Source organism: Caballeronia ptereochthonis (assembly GCF_001545075.1).
Classification (GTDB): Bacteria; Pseudomonadota; Gammaproteobacteria; order Burkholderiales; family Burkholderiaceae; genus Caballeronia; species Caballeronia ptereochthonis.
Genome location: NZ_FCOB02000003.1, coordinates 1 through 19,102, shown reverse-complemented (window position 1 = coordinate 19,102; position 19,102 = coordinate 1). Strand labels below are relative to the sequence as shown.

Here is a 19,102-nt window from a genome sequence, read left to right as displayed (position 1 = left end):
AATGGCACGGTACGTACTCGGCATTTCGGCCTTCTATCACGACTCGGCGGCGGCCATCCTGAAGGACGGCGAGATCATCGCGGCCGCGCAGGAAGAGCGCTTCACGCGCAAGCGCCACGATCCGGGCTTTCCGGCCGGCGCGATCAACTATTGTCTGGAGGAAGCGGAGATCGACGGCAGCGATCTCTCGGCCATCGCGTTCTATGACGATCCCGCGCTGACGGCCGATCGCATCATTCGCTCGTCGATCGCGTTCGCGCCGGAGTCGCAGGCGTTCTTCACCAAGGCGGTGAAGTCGTTCTTCGGCGTGAAGCCCTATTTCAAGGAGCAGATCCGCGAGATGCTCGCGTGCGACGACGTGCCGATCTACTTCTCGCGGCATCACTATTCGCATGCGGCGTCGGCGTTCTTTCCGTCGCCGTTCCAGGAGGCGGCGGTGCTATGCGTCGACGGCGTCGGCGAATGGTCCACGACGAGCCTCGCATTCGGCAGCGGCTCGAAGCTCGATATCCTCAAGGAGATTCGCTATCCGCATTCGCTCGGCTTGCTCTATAGCGCCTTCACGTTCTATTGCGGCTTCAAGGTCAACAGCGGCGAATACAAGCTGATGGGCCTCGCGCCTTACGGCAGGCCGGTCTATGCGGACAAGATCAAACAGCATCTCATCGATATCAAGGCCGACGGCTCGTTTCGCCTGAATCTCGATTACTTCGACTTCCATCGCGGGCTCGTGCTCACGAACGATGGCTTCCACGAACTCTTCGGCGGACTTCCGCGCACGCCCGAGACACGTATCACGCGGCGCGAGATGGACCTCGCCGCATCGATCCAGGCCGTCACCGAAGAGGTGATGGTCAAGCTTTGCTATGGCCTCAGGAAACTCACCGGCGCGACCAGGCTGTGCCTCGCGGGTGGAGTCGCGCTCAACTGCGTCGCCAACGGCAAGATCCTGCGCGAAGGCATCTTCGACGAAATCTGGATTCAGCCCGCCGCGGGCGATGCGGGCGGCGCGATCGGCGCGGCCTATCTCGCGGACTTCAACGTGCTCGGCGGCAAGCGCCGCGAAGTCGTGCCGCAGAGCGATTCGCAAAGCGGCAGCTTCATCGGGCCTGCGTATCGCGACGATGAAATCCTCTCGTTCATGCGGCGTCAGGGTGCGGTCTTCCACACGCTGCCGCACGGCGAAGAGGGCGCGAAGCATGTGGCGTCGATTCTCGCCCAGGAGAAGATCGTCGGCATGTTCTCGGGGCGCATGGAGTTCGGCCCGCGCTCGCTCGGCGCGCGCTCGATTCTCGGCGACCCGCGCGCGGCCGACACGCAGTCGCGCATGAACCTGAAGATCAAGTTCCGCGAATCGTTCCGGCCTTTCGCGCCGATCGTGCTGAAGGAGCGCGCATCCGACTACTTCGACATCGACGCTGACAGCCCCTACATGCTGCTCGTCGCGCCCGTGAAGGAAGAGCGGCGCCTGACGCCGAAGGAGGCGGCGGACCCGGAAGACATGCTCGAAATCGTGAACGCCGTGCGCAGCGACGTGCCCGCGATCACGCACGTCGACTACAGCGCGCGCATTCAGACCGTGACGCAGGACGTCAACCCGCGCATGTTCTCGGTGCTGAAGGCGTTCGACGAACTGACCGGCTGCCCGGTGCTCGTCAACACGTCGTTCAACGTGCGCGGCGAGCCGATCGTGTGCACGCCCGAGGATGCCTACCGCTGCTTCATGCGAACCGAGATCGACGCGCTCGTGCTGGGGGATTACATCCTCTATCGCGACGAGCAGCCCGCCGTCGAAATGGATGAATCCTGGAAGAAGGAGTATGAACTTGACTGATGCCGACCTGAACCAATTCTTCGCGTCGCAGCTCGCGAATCTGAAGCCCGAGGTTCAGGGCTTCATCCCGACTCAACTGGACGCGAACTGCGAGTCGTATCTGCAGGACGTGTTCGAACCCGCGCCGGTCGTGAGCCAGGACGATATGATCACGTCGCTCGTCGGGATCTGGAAGCGCGAGGGGCTCGATTCGCTCGCGGCGCTGGAACCGGAGTTTCGCCGCATCGCAAAGGCGTTGCGCGCGACCGATCAGGAAACCCAGCAGGTCTCGAACTTCATCTACGCGATGTATTGACGTAACGCTTCGATGACGAAGTGACGAAATGACGAAGGGGCCGCACGAAAATGCGGCCCCTGTGCATTTCAACCGCGCGCCGCCTGAGCCCGCGCGGACTCGCGTTGATTGCGCAGCCTGCTGTGGCGGATGCCGTACACTAAGTAGATCACGACGCCGATCAACATCCACACGACGAGCCGTATCCACGTATCGGCGGGCAGGCCGGACATGAGGAAGAGCGAGGAGAGCGCCCCCAGGGGAGCCACGACGAACACGGCGGGCGTCTTGAATGCGCGCTCCAGATTCGGCTGCGTGATGCGCAGCACGAGCACGCCGATGCACACGACCGTGAACGCGAACAGCGTGCCGATGCTCACCAGCTCGCCGACGAGCCCGATCGGCAAAAGCCCCGCGAGGATCATCACGATGACGCCGGTGATGATGGTCGTGATGTACGGCGTATGAAAGCGCGCGTGAATCTTCGATGCGAACGGCGGCAGCAGGCCGTCCTTCGCCATCGAATAGAAGATGCGCGGCTGCGAGAGCAACAGCACGAGAATCACCGAAGTGAGGCCGAAGATCGCGCCGAGCTTCACGATGGGCGAGAGCCAGCGCATGCCGATCGCATCGACGCCGACCGCGATCGGGTCCGATACGTTGAGCTGGTCGTAGGGCACGATACCCGTCAGCACGTACGACACGAGCACGTAGAGAATCGTGCAGATCGTGAGCGAGCCGAGCAGCCCGATCGGCATGTCGCGTCTCGGGTTCCGGGTCTCCTGCGCCACGCACGACACCGAATCGAAACCGATATATGCAAAGAACACGACCGCCGCGCCGCGCAGCACACCGCTCATGCCGAACACGCCCGACTCGCCCGTGTTGGGTGGAATGAACGCGCCCGTCGGGTTCTTTGCCGTGACCCAGTGGCCCGTGTCGACATACGCGATGCCCGCGCCGATGAACGCCAGCACGATCAGCACCTTGATGATCACGATGACGCTGTTCACGCGCGCCGACTCGCGTATGCCGATGACGAGCAGGATCGTGATGAGCCCGACGATCACCATCGCGGGGACGTTGAGCACCGCGCCCGCATGGCTCCAGCCGTGGCCGGGCTCGTAGGCGAAGGGCGCTTTCGAGAGCCGCTCGGGTATGTCGATGCCGATGGAATGCAGAAAGCTCACCACATAGCCGGACCAGCCGATCGCGACCGTCGTTGCGCCGACCGCGTATTCGAGAATCAGATCCCAGCCGATGAGCCAGGCGACCAGTTCGCCCATCGTCGCATACGCATACGTGTACGCGCTGCCCGAGACCGGCACGGTGGAGGCCATTTCGGCATAGCAGAGGCCCGCGAGCGCGCAGACGATCGCGCCGAGCACGAACGAGAGCACAATGGCGGGCCCCGCGTTGGTCGCCGCCGCGTGGCCGGTCAGCACGAAAATACCCGCGCCGATGATGCAGCCTATGCCGAGCATGGTGACATCGAGTGCGGTGAGCGAGCGTTTCAGCGCGTGGCCGCCGTGTTCCTGTAGAACTTCTTCGGTCTCGGCCGCTTCGCTTTGCAGTGCAGCGACGCTCTTTCTTTGCATGACGGTCACGATCGCCTCCTGTGCGGCGGCAGCGCGGCCGCGCCAGTTGGCGCGGCGAAGTCTGTCGCCCGTTCGAGTGCGGGATGTTCCGCGTTCCTGCCGCTTCACGCCTGCACGTTCGTTCTGACGTCTTGTCGTTCCGTGATAGCAGATTTTGCCGGGGAATTCGAGCAAGGGCTCATGTGAAATGCGCGCGGCACCGATGTCGGTCCGGTATGGCGGGGCACGCTCGTTCACGCCCTGCGGCCCGCAGCAGGAAGCGTGCCGCACGGCTGGTGAGCGGATTTCATTCGACGTGGCGCAAGGCCCCACGGTGCACGGGGACTTTCCCTGACGCGAACGCGGTGGGTGCGCCGCGCACTATAATCGGCTTGAAAGTTACGTTTTTGGCCCGGAAACCGTTCCGCTTCGACACGCGGACCGTTCGCCGGATCCTTCCTTATATGGAGATTTGATATGGCTATACGCATTGGTGATGAAGCTCCCGATTTCACGGCCGAAACGACCGAAGGCACGATCCGCTTCCATGAGTGGATCGGCGACCAGTGGGCGATCTTGTTCTCGCACCCCAAGGACTTCACGCCTGTCTGCACGACCGAACTCGGCTACATGGCGAAGCTGAAGCCCGAATTCGACAAGCGCAACACGAAGGTGATCGGCCTCTCGATCGATCCGGTCACGAATCACTCGCAGTGGGCGAAGGATATCGAGGAAACGCAGGGCACCGCGGTCAATTATCCGATGATCGGCGATTCGGATCTGAACGTCGCGAAGCTCTACGACATGATCCATCCGAACGCGAGCGGCGCCAGCCCGCGCACCGCGAACGACAACGCGACCATTCGCGCCGTGTTCCTGATCGGCCCCGACAAGAAGGTGAAGGCCACCTTCACGTATCCGATGAGCGCGGGCCGCAACTTCGACGAGGTGCTGCGCCTGCTCGACGCGCTGCAACTGAACGCGAAGCACACGGTCGCGACGCCGGTGAACTGGCGGCCGGGCGACGATGTGATCATCCCCACCTCCGTATCGGACGAGGATGCGAAGAAGAAATATCCGGAGGGCTTCAAGACGCTGAAACCCTATCTGCGCACGGTGGCGCAGCCGAAATAACTCTCGCGCTTTTTCAGGCGGACAGGCGCCGGCCCGCTCGACGCGGGCCGGCGTTTTTCATTCCGCAGCCGGAGATTCAGCGGTGACCCGTGCGGCGCTCCGGCGGCGTATCCACTTCACCCGGCCGGCGCAGCATCTTGTCCACCTCGCCCGCGTGCATTTCCTCGACCTGGATCATCTGCCGCGCATATTCCTCCAGCGCGACGGAACGGGTCTCGACGAGCTTCAGCAAGTCGCGATAGAGATTCAGCGCGACTTCCTCGGCTTGCAGCGATTCACGCAGGATCGTCGCAATGTCGAAAGTGTGATTGTCGAGCAGCGGGCCGATTTCCAGCGATGGATACGCACCGAGCGTGGTGATCCACTCGCCGGCCTGATGCGCGTGCGTTAGCGACTCGTCGGCCTGCGCCCGCAGCCACGACACGATCGGAATGCGGCCGAAGCCGAACACGAGAAACGAATAATGGGTGTAACGCACGACGCCCGCCAGTTCGGATTCGAGAATCCGGTTCAGGACGTCGACGACCTTTTCCTTTTCGAGCTCTGCCATTCTTGCCTCCGTGTTTCCAACGCCAAGCGCTCCGTGGGACGGATGGGCCATGACTCATCGCATGCGGGGCTTCACACATTGTAGTCACGCGCGCGGCGCATGCGAGGCGAAACTGCGGCGTCGGGGCGCGGAAGATACGCTCCCGGCGCGAAGAAGCGGCGGTGCGACGGCCTCGCGGCCGCACAAGAGAATGGAAGTACGGGAAGGGTGCTTAAACGGTTTCCTCGATCCAGAGCGATGCGGTTCGCGCGAGAACCTGCGACATCGCCGCGCGCGCGCCGCTGGCGTCGCTCGTCTCGATGGCGCGCACGACCCGGCCGTAATCGCCGAGCTGCGATTCCGGCACGCGCGGCAGTGCGTGCGGCTGCGTGCGCAGGGCGGCTTTCATCGTCCTGATGCCGACGCGAACGACGCTGCCCATCTGCCGCAGCAATTCGTCGCCGCTCGCCTCGACGATGGCGGCCTGCAACGCATCCTCGGCCGCTGACTGCAGCGCTTCCGACGGGCTCGCATGCACGAGCCGCTGATAAGCCGCATTGATCGCGATGCGCTGATGCCTGTTCGCGAGCGTCGCGGCGAGCGCGGCGGCCGGCGGATCGACGAGCGAGCGGAACTCCATCAGCCTGCGTATGCAGTCCGGATCGGGCAGCGCACGCAGGCGCCACTCGGCGACTTCCGGATCCATGATGAGCCACTCGCGCGCGGGCTTGATGCGTGTGCCCGTTTTCGGCCGTACGTCGAGCATGCGGCGCGAGATGAGAATGCTCAATGCCTCGCGCATGATGGTGCGGCTCACCCCGTGCTTCTTGGAAAGAATCACTTGTGGTGGTAGCACGTTGTCCTGGTATTCGCCGCTCACGATGCCCGCGACGAGTTGATTCACTACGCGCTTGACGAGCGATGTTTCATATCCATGATTCATATTTCTTTTTCTCGTGATGACGCCCGCGCTTCAGGCTGCTCGCCGCTCGTCGCCGAACGGAACAGCCCGCGCATGGTCTGTTACGGCGCGCCGGTGCACCGCACCGACGAATGTGTTCGCGACGCGCTTGCCCTCCGGCATGCCGTATATCGGTCCCCAGGTTTCAGCTATTGCGATGCGGACTGAACCGCACCCACCCCATAGCGGTCGGCCTCTTTTCTGGACAGCATCGTCGATCCGCTGAAAAGAAGCGTATATCCGTGTGGCCCGGTTTAACAATATGGTTCACCGCGAATTCGACTGACTATCGTGCGTCCGCCCACAAAGTTTCGCGGGCGTGGCACGTGGTGTGATTCCGTTCGCCGCGCGCAAGCGTTTGCGCGTGGTCGGTTATGCGAAGCATCAGCCGGTTCAGTCGATGCCGTTCCCATGTGTTACCTTGGCGAGCCAGTCCAACGCAACGAGGAGAAGGGAATCATGAAAGTCGCCGTCATGGGCGCGGGCGCGGTCGGTTGCTACTACGGCGGGATGCTTGCGCGCGCGGGTCACGAGGTCGTGCTGATCGCGCGGCCGCAGCACGTCGAGGCGATCGTGCGCGAAGGCCTGCGGCTCGACACGCAACATTTCGACGAGCGTGTGCGCGTGGCCGCAAGCACCGAGGCGAGCGCGGCGAAGGGCGCGCAGCTCGTGCTCTTCTGCGTGAAGTCGACCGATACCGACAGCGCGGCGCAGGCCCTCGCGCCGCATCTCGAACGCGACGCGCTCGTTCTGTCGCTGCAAAACGGCGTGGAGAATGCCGCGCGCCTGCGCGAACTGCTGCCGCAGGAAACGGCGGCGGCCGTGGTCTATGTCGCCTCCGAAATGGCGGGACCGGGACACATCCGGCATCACGGCCGCGGGGAGCTCGTGATCGAGCCGTCGACGAAGAGCGCGGAAGTGGCGCGCGCGTTCGCCCAAGCGGGCGTGCCGACCGAGATCTCCGACAACGTGCGCGGCGCGCTATGGGCCAAGCTCGTGTTGAACTGCGCGTACAACGCACTCTCCGCGATCACGCAGACGCCGTACGGCAAGCTCGTGCAAGGCGAGGGCGTCACGCGCGCGATGCGCGATGTCGTCGACGAATGCCTCGCGGTCGCGAAGGCCGATGGCGTGACGATTCCCGGCGACGTGGACGCCGCCGTGCGTCGCATCGCCGAGACGATGCCGAACCAGTATTCGTCGACGGCGCAGGATCTGGCGCGCGGCAAGACGAGCGAGATCGATCACCTGAACGGGCTGATCGTGCGGCGCGGCGAAGCGCTCGGTGTGCCGACCCCCGCGAACCGCATGCTGCACGTGCTCGTCAGGCTGATCGAAAACAAGGCGGGATAGGCAGGGCTTTCGCGGTGAAACCGGACAGAGGTGGGCACGGCCGATGCTGATTATGCAGTACGTGCAGAAGACTTTGCGCGTCGCCTACAAACCGGAGGTTCACCATGAAATCGTTCGTCAAAGCCATGGCCGTCGCCGCCGTAGCGGTGGCGCCGGCCCTTTCCTTCGCGCAAGCCGGTTCGTCGCTCACGCGCGACCAGGTGAAGCAGGATCTGCGGCAGGTCGAAGCCGCGGGCTACGATCCGTCGCGCTCCGACCAGACCTCGTATCCTTCCGACATCCAGGCGGCGGAAAGCCGCGCGTCGCGCCAGAATGGTGCGGCGTCCGCCTCCGACAATGCCTACCACGCCAACATGAACTCGTATGGCGGCGTAGCCGGCGGCACGTCGGCTTCCGGGATGCGCATGACGCAACCGATGAACAATGACGGCACCAAGCCCGTCTACTTCGGTCATTGATGCCGCGTGAAGCAGCGCCAAGCCATGCGAGCGCATCGCGTGCGGCGAATACCTCGTTCGGCAGATCGAATGCGGCGCGATGCCGATTCGTGCGCATCCCGCGCAGGGGCGCTACCATGATTGTTCCGCGCGCTTCAATGGCGCATCAGCAGGCAGACACTCATGGACAAAGCCGTGAAGATTCCCGGGCCCGATCATCCGATCACGATCGAGCGCAGTCCCTTGCGCGTGATCGTGAAGGTTGACGGGCGCGTCATCGCCGATACGACGGAGGCGCTTTCGCTACGCGAGGCGTCGTATCCCGAAGTGCTCTATGTGCCGCGCAAGGACGTGGACATGTCGCAGCTCGAACGCAGCTCGCACACCACGTATTGTCCTTACAAGGGCGAATGCAGCTATTACAGCATTCCCGCGGGTGGACAAAAGGCAACCAACGCGGTCTGGACCTACGAGATGCCTTACGAATCGGTTGCGGCGATCAAGGAGCATCTGGCGTTCTATCGCGATCGCGTGGATTCCTTCGAGACGCGCGAGGCCTAAATGCGCGTTTGAAGTTCAGTCGAGGGACGACCTGGCACGGCTCTTCAACATGGCGCTGAAATCGTCGAGCCAGCCGAGCGAAAGACGCCAGCTCTGCCAGTAGAGATCCACATCGAAGCGCGAACGGGGCAGCACCTCCACCAGCTCGCCGCTTTCGAGTTCGCGCGCGACGAGCCGCTGCGGGCACATGCCCCAGGCGAGGCCCGAGGTGCACGCGCCTACGAAGGGCGCGCCATGTGGCACGAAATGCGCGGGTGGCTCGATGTCCGTGCGGCTCACGCGCCTGACAAAACGCCTTTGCAGTTCGTCCTTCTCGTTGAAGTTCACGCAGGGCGCGCCGCGCAGCGCGTCACGCGTGAGACCGTCCGCAAAATGACGCACGAAATACGCCGGCGAGCATACCGCGCGATAGCGCATGCGCCCGAGCTTCACCGAACGCCAGCCGGGCACGGGCTCCGACAACGTGGTGATCGCGCCTTGCACGTCGCCCTCGCGGATGCGCCGGGCGGTGTGATCCTGATCGTCCACGACGAGATCAAGAAGCAGCGCGCGTTCGACGCAAAAGTCGGCGACAACATCCATGAACCAGGTGCTCATGCTGTCGTCGTTCACCGCGATGCGCAGTTTCGCGCGGCGCTCGCTCGGCATGCCGGGCAGGGTGGGCATGCGTCCGCCGAGTTCCGCTTCGAGCAGTTGAACCCGTTCCGTGTGGCGGCACAGCAGCGCACCCGATGCCGTCGCTTCGCACGGCTGCCCGCGCTTGACGAGCAGGCTTCCCACGCGCTCCTCCAGAAGCTTCACACGCTGCGACACGGCCGAAGGCGTGACATTGAGCTCGCGCGAGGCGCGCTCGAAGGATCCGGTGCGCACGACTGCGAGCAGCGCGTCGAGAAGGGCATAGTCGAGCATTAGCGTTCCTTAATCGGAATTAGAAAGTTTAGCTTTTTGATCGAAGGGAGAAAGCGGAGACTAGGGCTTTCCTCGACTCCGATCAAGCGACACGCCATGCAACCGACTCCCTTCAAACTGGAGCGCTACTTCGCGCAGCACGAATTTACCGCACGTCATCTGCTTTGCAGCTCCGATCCCGAATCGATGTCGATCGGCGAGCTGCTCGCCTTCGAACCCGGTTCGATCGACGGATTGCGCGAGACCTGGCTCGGCTATACGGAGCACCCGGGCGCGCCCGCGCTGCGCCGCGAGTTGGCGACGCTCTGCGAGAACGTCCGCGATGACGAGATCATCGTCCACACGGGCGCGCAGGAAGCGATCTATTCGTTCATGAGCTCGATGCTCGCGCCGGGCGATCATGTGATCGTCCACATGCCGGGATATCAGTCCCACTATTCGGTGGCGGAGGCGATGGGCGTGAAAGTATCGCCGTGGAAGGCGCGCGAGCAAGCCGGCTGGGCGGTCGATCCCGACGAGCTCGAAGCGCTCGTCACGCCCGCGACGCGCGCGCTCGTGATCTGCGCTCCGCACAATCCGACAGGCTATCTGCCGTCGCGCGACGTGTTCGACGCGATCGTTGCGTTTGCGCGCAGGCACGAATTATGGCTGTTCAGCGACGAGGTGTATCGGGGCCTCGAACACGATCCCGCTGATCGCCTGCCCGCCGCGTGCGATGTGTACGAACGCGCGATTTCGCTCGGCGCGCTGTCGAAGACACATGGATTGGCAGGCCTGAGACTGGGCTGGATCGCGACGAAGAGCGCGGAAGTGCTCCGGCGCATGAGCACGTTCAAGGACTATCTGACCATCAGCAATAGCGCGCCGGGCGAATATCTTGCGGCCATTGCGGTACGTCACACCGATGCGCTGATCGCCCGCAGTATCGACATCGTGCGTTCCAACCTGTGTCTGCTCGATGACTTCTTCACGCGGCGCGCGGACCGTTTCGAGTGGCATCGTCCGCGCGCAGGCACGATCGGTTTCGTGCGACTGAAGCACGGGCACGCCGAGCAGTTCTGCGCGGAACTGCTCGAACGCACGGGCGTGCTGCTGCTTCCTTCCACTCTGATCGACTACGGCGACGCGCATTTCCGCCTTGGCTTCGGCAGGCGCAACATGCCCGACGTGCTCGCGATCCTCGATGCTCATTTGGATGCGACCGCGACGAGCACCGCATCCTGACGGTATGCATCCGGAAACATCTGCTTGAGATTGCCGATCTTGGGGAGATCGTTGATCGCGATATACGGGCTTTCCGGATGCTCGGTCAGGTAGTTCTGGTGATAGCCTTCGGCCGGATAAAAGCCCTTGTAATCCTCGACCTTGGTGACGATCTTGCCGCCGTAGACATGCGCCTTGTCGAGCTGTGCGATATAAGCGGTGACGATATCGCGCTGCGCGGCGTTGGTCGGAAACACGGCCGAGCGATATTGCGTGCCGTGATCCGGGCCCTGGTAATTCAGCTCGGTCGGATTGTGCGCGACCGAGAAGAAGATCTGCAGCAGCTTGCCGTACGTGATCCGGGTCGGATCGTAGGTGATGCGCACCGATTCCGCGTGTCCGGTATCGCCTTCGCTCACGCGCTCGTATTGCGCAGTGTTCTCCGCGCCGCCCGCGTAGCCGGACATCACCTCCTTCACGCCGCGCACGTGCTGAAAGACGCCTTGCACGCCCCAGAAACAGCCGCCCGCGAACACGGCGGTTTCAGTGTGGACCGCGCCGGCTGCTTCGTCGTGCGCGGGCGGCGGGATCTTCACCGCCTCCTCGCTCGAATGCGCGACGCGCTGCAATGCGAACGCGCCCGCGAACAGCACGGCCACGCTCGCGGCCTTGAAAGTCCTGCTGGTGGTTTTCGACATGACTGCTCCTTGCTGAATCGCTGGCCGGGGCTCAACCGAACGTGAAGGCATAGGCTTCGACGCCAGGATCGAGAAATTCGATGGTGAACGTGCGGTCCGCGATCGGGCCCGTTTGCCGCACGAGCTGATAGAGGCGCTCTTCCTTCACGGTACCGCTGCCGTCGGCTTGCACATCGCTGCCGTGCGAGGCGCCGGGCGCCGCGCCGTCGATGCTCACGCGAAAGCGCACCGGCTTGCCATCCTTCGACGGTCCAAGCACGAGATGCAGATCGCGCGCATGGAAGCGATAGACGATGCGTCCCGACGCGCTTTCGAGCGTGGCGTGCTCGGCGCCGACTTTCCATGCTCCGGCGAGACCCCAGTCGTTGACATCGAGCGCCTTCGGTGCGGCATAGTCGTGGATGCGGTCGGGCGTCTGCCCGCCCGGCGACATGAACTGCTCGGCGCGCTCATAACCGATATACGTCTCGGGCGAGCGCATGTCCGCATTGTCGGCCTGCATCATCGCGCCACCGCCGGTTCCTTCATCGCTGCTTCTGCCGGTTATCGCAGGCGCGGGCGCGGCGCCATGACCCGCTTCCGCGAGGAGTTCCTGGATCACATGCTCGGAATGCGCGTAGTCGCCTTCGCCGAAATGGTGATAGCGGATCCTGCCCTGCGCATCGACGAAATAGTGCGCCGGCCAGTACTGATTGTTCAGCGCGCGCCAGATCGCATAGTTGTTGTCGATGGCGACGGGATAGTCGATGCCGAGATCGTGAATCGCCTTCTTCACGTTGTCGATGTTGCGCTCGAACGCGAACTCAGGCGCATGCACGCCGATCACGACGAGTCCCTGATCGCGATACTTCTGCGCCCAGCTCTTCAGATACGGCAGCGTGCGCAGGCAGTTGATGCATGAATAGGTCCACACGTCGACGAGCACGACCTTGCCGCGCAGCGCGTCCTTCGTGAGCGGCGGCGAGTTGAGCCACTGCACCGCGCCGTCGAGCGGCGGCAGCGTGCCTTCGACCGGCAACGGCGCGGGATGCGCGGACGTCGGCGGTTCGGTGCTCGCGCGCATCATGGCGGGCGAATCGTGGTTCGCATTCGCCGGCTTCATCGCGTTTTGCGCGGACATCATCGCGCCGTTGCGATTCGAGAGACTGTCGACGAGATGCTGCTCGATGCCCGACGTCGCCACCGTCGACACGCGGGCAAGCACGCCGGTGTCGAGCCCGAGCGCGATCGCCACGACGCCCAGGAGCATCGCCGCGCCGATGCCGCGCCGCACCCATTCGCCCGCGCCGAGCGAGCGCTTCATCGCCGTGAACACGCGTCCGCCGATCAGCAGCGCGACAGCGAGCGAAGTCGCCGCGCCCGCCGCATAGGCGAGCAGAAGCAGCGTCGTGCCGACGCTCGCGCCGTTGAGCGCCGCGCCCGTCAGCACGAGGCCGAGGATCGGGCCCGCGCAGGGCGCCCACAAGAGGCCCGTCGCGATGCCGAGCACGAACGATCCGCCGGCGCTCGGCTTGCCGTCGCCGCGCTGCGCGAATGCGGTCAGGCGATTGCCCGCGGTGACGAACGGATGCATCACGCGTTCCGCGAAGCTCGGCAGCAGCAGCGTGAGACCGAACACGGCGAGCAGCACGATGGCGGCCCAGCGGCCATACTGATTGGCCTGCGTGACCCAGCCGCCGCCGACGGCCGCGAGCGTCGCGACGGCGGCGAACGTCAGGCCCATGCCGGCGAGAAGCGGCAGGCCGCTCTTCACGAACGGCTGGTCCGCCCGCGAGAACACGAAGGGAAGAACGGGCAGGATGCACGGACTGAGGATCGTCAGCGCACCGCCGAGATAGGCCAAGACGATGAGCAACATGATGATGTCGAGTCGAAGTTGTTGGATGTTCGCGCGCGTCACGCCGCGCCCGGTGTGAAATTCATCGCCACGCCGTTCATGCAGTAGCGCAGGCCGGTGGGCTTCGGTCCGTCCTCGAAAACGTGGCCCAGATGACCGCCGCAGCGGCGGCAATGCACTTCGGTGCGCAACATGCCGAAGGAGCCGTCCTCGCGCGTCGCGACCGCGTGTTCGAGCGGCGCCCAGAAGCTCGGCCAGCCGGTGTGGCTGTCGAACTTGGTGCTCGACGAGAACAGAGCGAGCTTGCAGCCCGCGCAGCTGAACGTGCCCGCGCGATGCTCGTCGTTCAGCGGACTCGTGTAAGGGCGCTCGGTGCCTTCGCGGCGCAGCACTTCGAATTGCGCGGGATCGAGCAGGCGGCGCCATTCGTCGTCGCTATGGACGATCTCGAAGTGCTCCTGCGATGATGCTTGCGGCGCGGCGCCAGCGGCGCGCGCGCGCAGGCGCCCGGACAAGGCGAACGCTGCGGTGGCGGCCGCGGCGCCCGTCAGGAGAAAGCGGCGGCGGGTTGGCATGATGCGCTCCTCGTAATCGTGTGGGATAGGCGCATCGTAGCCGCGCGCGTATCCCCGAGTCCTCACCGAAAGTTAAATTAAATGTGATACTTGGCCGCGCGCTTTTCTGCACAATGGCGGGGCGGCCCCGCTTTTTTTGGTTTTTTCGTGTATTCGTTGCCGCTATTTGATCTGCTGATTTGGCGCGCATTTATCGCGGCTCGCCGATGACACTCACTCATGGATCATCCGAAACGCATTCTGATCGTCGAAGACGACATGCACATCGCCGATGTGCTGAGTCTCAACCTGCGCGACGAACGCTATGAAGTCGTGCACTCCGCCGACGGGGCCGAAGGGCTGCGGCTGCTCGAGCAAGGCGGCTGGGATGCGCTGATTCTCGACCTGATGCTGCCCGGCGTCGATGGTCTCGAGATCTGTCGCCGCGCGCGGGCGATGACGCGCTATACGCCGATCATCATCACGAGCGCGCGCTCGAGCGAGGTGCACCGGATTCTCGGTCTCGAGCTCGGCGCGGACGACTATCTCGCCAAGCCTTTCTCGGTGCTCGAACTCGTCGCGCGCGTCAAGGCGCTGCTGCGCCGCGTCGATGCGGTGGCGAAGGATTCGCGGCTCGATGCCGGGCGCATCGAGGTTGCGGGCATCGCAATGGATCCGCTCGCGCGTGAAGCGTGGGTCGACGGCGCGCGCATCGAACTGACGCCGCGCGAGTTCGATCTGCTTTATCATTTCGCGCGTCATCCGGGGAAGGTGTTTTCCCGCATGGATCTGCTCAATGCGGTATGGGGCTATCGGCACGAGGGTTACGAGCACACCGTCAACACGCACATCAACCGCCTGCGCGCGAAAGTGGAGAAGGACGCGTCCGACCCCAGGCGCATTCTCACGGTATGGGGCCACGGCTACAAGCTCGCGGTGCAAGCGCCCGAAGGCGAGGGTGCCGCATCGTGAAGCTCACGCTGTCGCAACGGCTCTTCGCCGTGTTCTGCGTGCTGCTGCTCGCTTGCTGCGGCGCGTCGGCATGGCTGCAGATCCGCGCGAGCGATCTGCGCGAGAAGGAAGTCATTCAGAGCCTGTCGCGCGGGCTCGCGGCGCATATCGCGCGTGACGGCGCGCTCGCCGACGCCAAGGACACCGACGCGCCCGCCGTGCGCCGGCTCTTCAGCCAGCTGATGGTGGTGAATCCGAGCGTCGAGGTCTATCTGCTCGACAACACCGGCCGCATTCGCGCCGACGATGCACCGCCGGGCCATCTGAAACGCGACCGGATCGATCTCGCGCCGGTGCGCCGCTTTCTGAACGGCGAGGCCTTGCCCATCCTCGGCGACGATCCGCGCAGCGACGACAAGCGCAAGGTCTTCAGTGCCGCGCCGCTCGCCGCTCCCGGACAGCCGCCGTTCGGCTATGTCTATGTCGTGCTGCTCGGCGAGGAGCACGACGCGCTGGCCGCGAAGGCATCGGCGAGCGCCGTGTTGCGCACCACGCTGGCGTCGATGGGCCTCGTCACGCTGCTCGGGCTGGTCGCGGGCGTGGTCGCCTTCGGGCTCGTCACGCGTCCGCTGCGACGCCTGACCGAAGCGATGCGCAGGTTCGACGCGCGCGGCGAGCCTGCCGGGGCTTCGCTGCCGGTCGTGTCTTCGAAGCGCGAGATCGACGAGCCGGATGCGCGGAAGAACGAGCGCGACGAGATCGTCGTGCTGGAAAGCGCGTTCGCGCAGATGGCCGAGCGCATCGGCGAGCAATGGCGCGCGCTCGGACAGCAGGACCGCGAGCGGCGCGAGATGGTCGCCAATATTTCGCACGATCTGCGCACGCCGCTTTCGTCGCTGCACGGCTATCTCGAGACGCTTTCACTCAAGGCCGATTCTCTCGCCGACGCGGAGCGCCGCCGCTATCTGTCGATCGCGCTTGCGCAAAGCGCCAAGGTCGGCCATCTCGCGCAATCGCTCTTCGAGCTTGCGAGGCTCGAACACGGGATGGTGGCGCCGGAAGCCGAACCGTTCTCCCTCGCCGATCTCGTGCAGGATGTCTTCGAGAAGTTCGATCTGCCCGCGCAATCGCGCGGCGTGCGACTGAACGCGCATATCGCGCCGCGCCTGCCGAGCGTGCTCGCGGACCTGGGCATGATCGAGCGCGTGCTCACGAATCTGCTGGACAACGCGATTCGCCATACACCCGAGCAAGGCTCGGTCGAAGTCACGCTCGCGAACGCCGACGAGAAGAGCGACAGGGTCGAAGTCACCGTAAGCGACACGGGCCCGGGCATTGCGCCCGCGATGCGCGAGGCGCTCTTTCAGCGCCCGTTCACGTCGGGCGGCGCGCATCGCGGCGGCCTCGGCCTGCTCATCGTGCAGCGCATGCTGCAATTGAACGGCAGTCAGATCCGCCTGATCGATACGGAGCGGCAAGGCACGACGTTCCGCTTCGACTTGCCCGCCGCAGTCGCGCAGACAGGCAATGGCGCTCTGCAAGAGCGCGGCCGGCACGGCTGAAAAAAAAGCCCGGCATTGCCGCCGGGCTGAATGGGATGGTCATCGCCTCGCTTGCGCGCCGTTGGGATGCACGTGAAGCGTTGCCCGGTCTGACCATCCGCGTGGACGTCCGAGTGAAAGCGGAATTGCAATGACATGCAAGGCAAATGCGTCGGAGGGACATTTTGCCCGCGTCATGTGACACGTTTTAGCCGCCTATGCTTAAACCAGTCTTAAGAGCCCACGACGCATCAGGCTGTCCCCTTGCAACGCGTTCAAGACAAGCAGATTTTCTCCAGCGTACTTAAGGGCTGCCCTGGCACGCGTGTTTATGGGGATAGTGATTTCTTTAGCGGACGCACTACGCCGGGCGATGCGAAACCGCATGCATCATTAAATGGCGAAGCGCCTCGGGAAAATATGCCGAATGACAGTGCAGTGAAAGTACCTGGTGTTCTTCCATGCGGAAAACGTTCCTTGGTTTCCCGCAATATGTTTGCTAGCATGTAATCGAGCCGCAACCGTCGCGTCGGGTTTTCTGTCAGAAAGTACGACGCTGCGGCGTGGGAATCCAAACGGTCTTTCGTGGCCGATCATAAGCTGAACGCGCGATATGGCGCCTTGCGCCGACCGCGCGTGACAACCGCATTATCCGAATTGCTGCCGCACGAGGCGCCTGTCGGCGCTTGCGCGCGGTGTCGCAGTGGCGTGACGCAAGGCGAGGAGATAAGCACAGACGATTGGCGTATTTCGTATTTTTGGTCATTCGCGTCGTTTCTTTCAACGCGAGAAATAAAAAACACGCGAACTCATAAAGCTTGTCAGGCCGCATTCATGGCGAGACTCGGCTTAATTATTGCCGGTGTTACACAGAGCGCATTTACACGACGGTATTAAAGCAATGTGCGCGAAGCAGGGTTCACAGCACTCATGAATGTCGCGCACCGCTCTTGGCGTTGCAGGTGATTTCCAGGCAGTCGGTTACCGACATCGATTTGCGTCGATGACGGCGGGATGTCTCACGCATTTGATCCGAGCAACATGCGGGAGGGAACGTGGAAACGGAACTCAGTCGACGGCTCGCGAAGGCATTATGGCGTTGTGCATCGCATGGTCAGGTGCTTACTTATCAGCGCTTTCACGCGCTGTGCGACAAGGGGGTGCCGTTGCCGCAGCGCTATGCGGCGCTGGAATCGGCGGTCGAGACGCTCGGCGACGTGCGCGACATCGATTACGGCGTGTTGATGGCGCTCGACAGCGGCTTGCCCGGCGCGGAATTCTTCCAGCGTTACCTGCGCCACCGTCACAGCGATTATGTGATGCAGATGGGGGACCCGAAATACCACCGACAGACGCTCGCGCGCAAGCGGACGCTCGTCGCGCGCGAACGCGACCGCGTCTATGAGCATGCGCGCGTGATCGGGGAGGAGCGCGCGAAACAGGCGGCCTGAATCCACGAGCGGCTCACGCGCTGGCCTCGGCGGTTTCGTCGAGGCCGGCCTTCGCCAGCAGCCAGTCGCAGAAGCACTTCACTTTCTCGACATTGCGTTCGTTGACGCGATAGGAAAGAAAGTGCGTCTCCCTTTCGAGCGGCGCGAACACCCCCGCGCCCAACTCGACCAGATCGCCGCGCGCGAGCTCGCGTTCGGCGAGCCGCGTCGTTTCCAGCGCGACGCCCATGCCGTCCACCGCCGCCGATATCGCGAGCGCCGCGCGGTCGAACGAAGGGCGCGGCCCGCGCGGCATTTCCAGTCCATTGAGCGCGAACCAGCCGGGCCAGGTCACGCGGCTCAGTTGCGAGTCGATGAGTGTCATCGTGCTGATCTGGTCCTGAACCAGCACGTCTTCGCGCAATAGCGACGGCGAGCACATCGGGATGATCTGCTCGGCGCCGAGCGCGCGCGTGGCGACGCCCGGGCGCTCATGCGCGAACCCATACGACACCGCGACATCGACTTCGCGCACGCGTGCGAGGTCCGCGGGCTCCGCGTCCGAGGAGAGGCGGATCGTCACGTTCGGATGCGCCTGCATGAATTCGGGCAGGCGCGGCCCGAGCCACTTCGCCGCAAAGCTCGGCGCGCAGTGGACGGCGAGCACTTGCGCCTGCGGCTCCAGCGCGACTTCGGCGCAGGCGGCTTCGATCACATCGAACACGCGTCCCAGGCTTTCATGCAGACGGCGGCCCTCGGACGTCGTCTCCACACGCCGATTGCGCCGGTGAAAGAGGGGCCTGCCGAAATACTGCTCGAGTTCCTTTACCTGATGACTGATCGCCGATTGCGTCAGATGAAGCTCGCTTGCGGCGAGCGTGAAGCTCTCCAGACGCGCGGCGGCTTCGAATGCGCGCAGGAGAACGAAGTTGGGGATGCGCCTCATGGTGATACCTCATGCATGAATGCCTGTCATGGTTCTATGAACAGGCATCGTTTGTGTTTCGTGTGGCGGGCTACGAACATGACAACGATCGAGACACATCCGTATTCGTCGCTTTCGTTCACCCGTTCCAGCAAAGGAGTCCGCGCATGTCCGAAGTTCTCGAACAGAGCCCCCCGTCGATCGTCAAGGAAGGCAAGGTGTCGATCTATCAGCCCGAGCAGGAGGGGCTGATCTTTCCCGAAATCCCCGGGTTCACGAGCGCAGCCGCGCATCGTCAGCATCTGAAGGAGCGCCTTGTCGGCGCGTGCCGCGCGTTCGCGCAGCAAGGTTTCGATTACGGTTTCGCCGGTCACCTCACCGTGCGCGATCCCGA

The 19,102-nt window shown here is 63.9% G+C and carries 18 protein-coding genes and 1 pseudogene; 11 read left to right on the top strand and 8 right to left on the bottom strand.

Features of this window, described 5'->3' with window-relative positions; translation table 11 throughout:
• The first annotated feature begins 1 nt into the window (after position 1).
• Positions 2-1,834, top strand: a complete 1,833-nt coding sequence (locus AWB83_RS03580) for a carbamoyltransferase family protein (protein WP_087042892.1) — start codon at positions 2-4, stop codon at positions 1,832-1,834.
• The gene (locus AWB83_RS03575) at positions 1,827-2,129 is read left to right on the top strand and encodes a hypothetical protein (RefSeq protein ID WP_143750005.1); all 303 of its coding nucleotides are present in this window, start codon (positions 1,827-1,829) and stop codon (positions 2,127-2,129) included. The genes AWB83_RS03580 and AWB83_RS03575 overlap by 8 nt, the downstream gene beginning before the upstream one ends.
• A gap of 68 nt (positions 2,130-2,197) precedes the next feature.
• Here the strand turns inward: AWB83_RS03575 and AWB83_RS03570 are convergent, their stop codons facing one another.
• The gene (locus AWB83_RS03570) at positions 2,198-3,706 is read right to left on the bottom strand and encodes an amino acid permease (protein WP_087043119.1); all 1,509 of its coding nucleotides are present in this window, start codon (positions 3,704-3,706) and stop codon (positions 2,198-2,200) included.
• Positions 3,707-4,162: 456 nt separating this feature from the next.
• Here AWB83_RS03570 and AWB83_RS03565 point away from each other — a divergent pair, with 456 nt between their 5' ends.
• Complete coding sequence (locus AWB83_RS03565; protein ID WP_087042890.1) at positions 4,163-4,819, top strand: peroxiredoxin; 657 nt, start codon at positions 4,163-4,165, stop codon at positions 4,817-4,819.
• 76 nt (positions 4,820-4,895) lie between these two features.
• Here AWB83_RS03565 and AWB83_RS03560 read toward each other — a convergent pair whose 3' ends face one another.
• Together AWB83_RS03560 and AWB83_RS03555 are read right to left on the bottom strand one after the other, a co-directional pair.
• Positions 4,896-5,369: a ferritin-like domain-containing protein gene (locus AWB83_RS03560; RefSeq protein WP_087042889.1), complete on the bottom strand. Its 474-nt coding sequence runs from the start codon at positions 5,367-5,369 to the stop codon at positions 4,896-4,898.
• A gap of 211 nt (positions 5,370-5,580) precedes the next feature.
• Positions 5,581-6,291: a FadR/GntR family transcriptional regulator gene (locus AWB83_RS03555; RefSeq protein ID WP_087042888.1), complete on the bottom strand. Its 711-nt coding sequence runs from the start codon at positions 6,289-6,291 to the stop codon at positions 5,581-5,583.
• 477 nt (positions 6,292-6,768) lie between these two features.
• Between AWB83_RS03555 and AWB83_RS03550 the strand changes: the two genes are divergently transcribed.
• The 3 genes from AWB83_RS03550 to AWB83_RS03540 all read left to right on the top strand — a co-directional run bounded on the left by AWB83_RS03550 (position 6,769) and on the right by AWB83_RS03540 (position 8,660).
• Positions 6,769-7,662, top strand: coding sequence for a ketopantoate reductase family protein (locus AWB83_RS03550; protein ID WP_087042887.1), 894 nt, complete (start codon positions 6,769-6,771; stop codon positions 7,660-7,662).
• Between the two features lie 104 nt (positions 7,663-7,766).
• The gene (locus AWB83_RS03545; protein ID WP_087042886.1) at positions 7,767-8,120 is read left to right on the top strand and encodes a DUF4148 domain-containing protein; all 354 of its coding nucleotides are present in this window, start codon (positions 7,767-7,769) and stop codon (positions 8,118-8,120) included.
• Positions 8,121-8,282: 162 nt separating this feature from the next.
• Complete coding sequence (locus tag AWB83_RS03540) at positions 8,283-8,660, top strand: DUF427 domain-containing protein (RefSeq protein WP_087042885.1); 378 nt, start codon at positions 8,283-8,285, stop codon at positions 8,658-8,660.
• A 15-nt stretch (positions 8,661-8,675) separates the two neighbouring features.
• Here AWB83_RS03540 and AWB83_RS03535 read toward each other — a convergent pair whose 3' ends face one another.
• On the bottom strand, positions 8,676-9,569 hold the full coding sequence (locus AWB83_RS03535) for a LysR family transcriptional regulator ArgP (RefSeq protein ID WP_087042884.1): 894 nt from the start codon (positions 9,567-9,569) through the stop codon (positions 8,676-8,678).
• A gap of 96 nt (positions 9,570-9,665) precedes the next feature.
• Here AWB83_RS03535 and AWB83_RS03530 point away from each other — a divergent pair, with 96 nt between their 5' ends.
• A complete protein-coding gene (locus tag AWB83_RS03530) occupies positions 9,666-10,793 on the top strand; it encodes an aminotransferase class I/II-fold pyridoxal phosphate-dependent enzyme (protein WP_087042883.1) in 1,128 nt (375 codons plus the stop codon).
• On the opposite strand, the gene msrA is transcribed toward AWB83_RS03530, so the two are convergent.
• Genes msrA through msrB form a run of 3 tightly spaced genes read right to left on the bottom strand, consistent with a single transcriptional unit; the run spans position 10,757 to position 13,882 of the window.
• A complete protein-coding gene (gene msrA / locus AWB83_RS03525; RefSeq protein ID WP_087042882.1) occupies positions 10,757-11,470 on the bottom strand; it encodes a peptide-methionine (S)-S-oxide reductase MsrA in 714 nt (237 codons plus the stop codon). The two genes, AWB83_RS03530 and msrA, sit on opposite strands and share 37 nt — an antisense overlap.
• Before the next feature lie 31 nt (positions 11,471-11,501).
• A complete protein-coding gene (locus AWB83_RS03520; protein WP_087043118.1) occupies positions 11,502-13,328 on the bottom strand; it encodes a cytochrome c biogenesis protein DipZ in 1,827 nt (608 codons plus the stop codon).
• Between the two features lie 38 nt (positions 13,329-13,366).
• The gene (gene msrB, locus AWB83_RS03515) at positions 13,367-13,882 is read right to left on the bottom strand and encodes a peptide-methionine (R)-S-oxide reductase MsrB (RefSeq protein WP_087042881.1); all 516 of its coding nucleotides are present in this window, start codon (positions 13,880-13,882) and stop codon (positions 13,367-13,369) included.
• A 219-nt stretch (positions 13,883-14,101) separates the two neighbouring features.
• On the opposite strand from msrB, the gene AWB83_RS03510 reads away from it, so the two are divergent.
• From AWB83_RS03510 to AWB83_RS03500, 3 genes are all read left to right on the top strand, one after another.
• Positions 14,102-14,833 (top strand): response regulator transcription factor, encoded by a 732-nt coding sequence (locus AWB83_RS03510; RefSeq protein WP_087042880.1) that lies wholly within the window; start codon positions 14,102-14,104, stop codon positions 14,831-14,833.
• Entirely contained in the window at positions 14,830-16,374 is a 1,545-nt protein-coding gene (locus AWB83_RS03505) for a sensor histidine kinase (protein WP_087042879.1), read from the top strand. The genes AWB83_RS03510 and AWB83_RS03505 overlap by 4 nt, the downstream gene beginning before the upstream one ends.
• A gap of 1,034 nt (positions 16,375-17,408) precedes the next feature.
• Positions 17,409-17,804 carry a hypothetical protein gene (locus tag AWB83_RS03500; RefSeq protein ID WP_087042878.1) on the top strand — a complete coding sequence of 132 codons (396 nt, stop codon included), beginning with the start codon at positions 17,409-17,411 and terminating at the stop codon, positions 17,802-17,804.
• A 13-nt stretch (positions 17,805-17,817) separates the two neighbouring features.
• Here the strand turns inward: AWB83_RS03500 and AWB83_RS03495 are convergent, their stop codons facing one another.
• On the bottom strand, positions 17,818-18,729 hold the full coding sequence (locus AWB83_RS03495; protein ID WP_087042877.1) for a LysR substrate-binding domain-containing protein: 912 nt from the start codon (positions 18,727-18,729) through the stop codon (positions 17,818-17,820).
• A 146-nt stretch (positions 18,730-18,875) separates the two neighbouring features.
• Here AWB83_RS03495 and AWB83_RS03490 point away from each other — a divergent pair.
• Positions 18,876-19,102: pseudogene (locus tag AWB83_RS03490) on the top strand (class II aldolase/adducin family protein); the annotation flags it as partial.

Excerpts from the sequence above, each read along its gene's own strand:
- AWB83_RS03510 (WP_087042880.1), top strand. The coding sequence starts at position 14,102 with ATGGATCATCCGAAACGCATTCTGATCGTCGAAGACGACATGCACATC.
- AWB83_RS03580 (WP_087042892.1), top strand. The coding sequence starts at position 2 with ATGGCACGGTACGTACTCGGCATTTCGGCCTTCTATCACGACTCGGCG.
- AWB83_RS03560 (WP_087042889.1), bottom strand. The coding sequence starts at position 5,369 with ATGGCAGAGCTCGAAAAGGAAAAGGTCGTCGACGTCCTGAACCGGATT.
- AWB83_RS03555 (WP_087042888.1), bottom strand. The coding sequence starts at position 6,291 with ATGAATCATGGATATGAAACATCGCTCGTCAAGCGCGTAGTGAATCAA.
- AWB83_RS03565 (WP_087042890.1), top strand. The coding sequence starts at position 4,163 with ATGGCTATACGCATTGGTGATGAAGCTCCCGATTTCACGGCCGAAACG.
- msrB (WP_087042881.1), bottom strand. The coding sequence starts at position 13,882 with ATGCCAACCCGCCGCCGCTTTCTCCTGACGGGCGCCGCGGCCGCCACC.
- AWB83_RS03530 (WP_087042883.1), top strand. The coding sequence starts at position 9,666 with ATGCAACCGACTCCCTTCAAACTGGAGCGCTACTTCGCGCAGCACGAA.
- AWB83_RS03570 (WP_087043119.1), bottom strand. The coding sequence starts at position 3,706 with ATGCAAAGAAAGAGCGTCGCTGCACTGCAAAGCGAAGCGGCCGAGACC.
- AWB83_RS03520 (WP_087043118.1), bottom strand. The coding sequence starts at position 13,328 with ATGTTGCTCATCGTCTTGGCCTATCTCGGCGGTGCGCTGACGATCCTC.
- AWB83_RS03550 (WP_087042887.1), top strand. The coding sequence starts at position 6,769 with ATGAAAGTCGCCGTCATGGGCGCGGGCGCGGTCGGTTGCTACTACGGC.
- AWB83_RS03545 (WP_087042886.1), top strand. The coding sequence starts at position 7,767 with ATGAAATCGTTCGTCAAAGCCATGGCCGTCGCCGCCGTAGCGGTGGCG.
- AWB83_RS03495 (WP_087042877.1), bottom strand. The coding sequence starts at position 18,729 with ATGAGGCGCATCCCCAACTTCGTTCTCCTGCGCGCATTCGAAGCCGCC.
- msrA (WP_087042882.1), bottom strand. The coding sequence starts at position 11,470 with ATGTCGAAAACCACCAGCAGGACTTTCAAGGCCGCGAGCGTGGCCGTG.
- AWB83_RS03535 (WP_087042884.1), bottom strand. The coding sequence starts at position 9,569 with ATGCTCGACTATGCCCTTCTCGACGCGCTGCTCGCAGTCGTGCGCACC.
- AWB83_RS03540 (WP_087042885.1), top strand. The coding sequence starts at position 8,283 with ATGGACAAAGCCGTGAAGATTCCCGGGCCCGATCATCCGATCACGATC.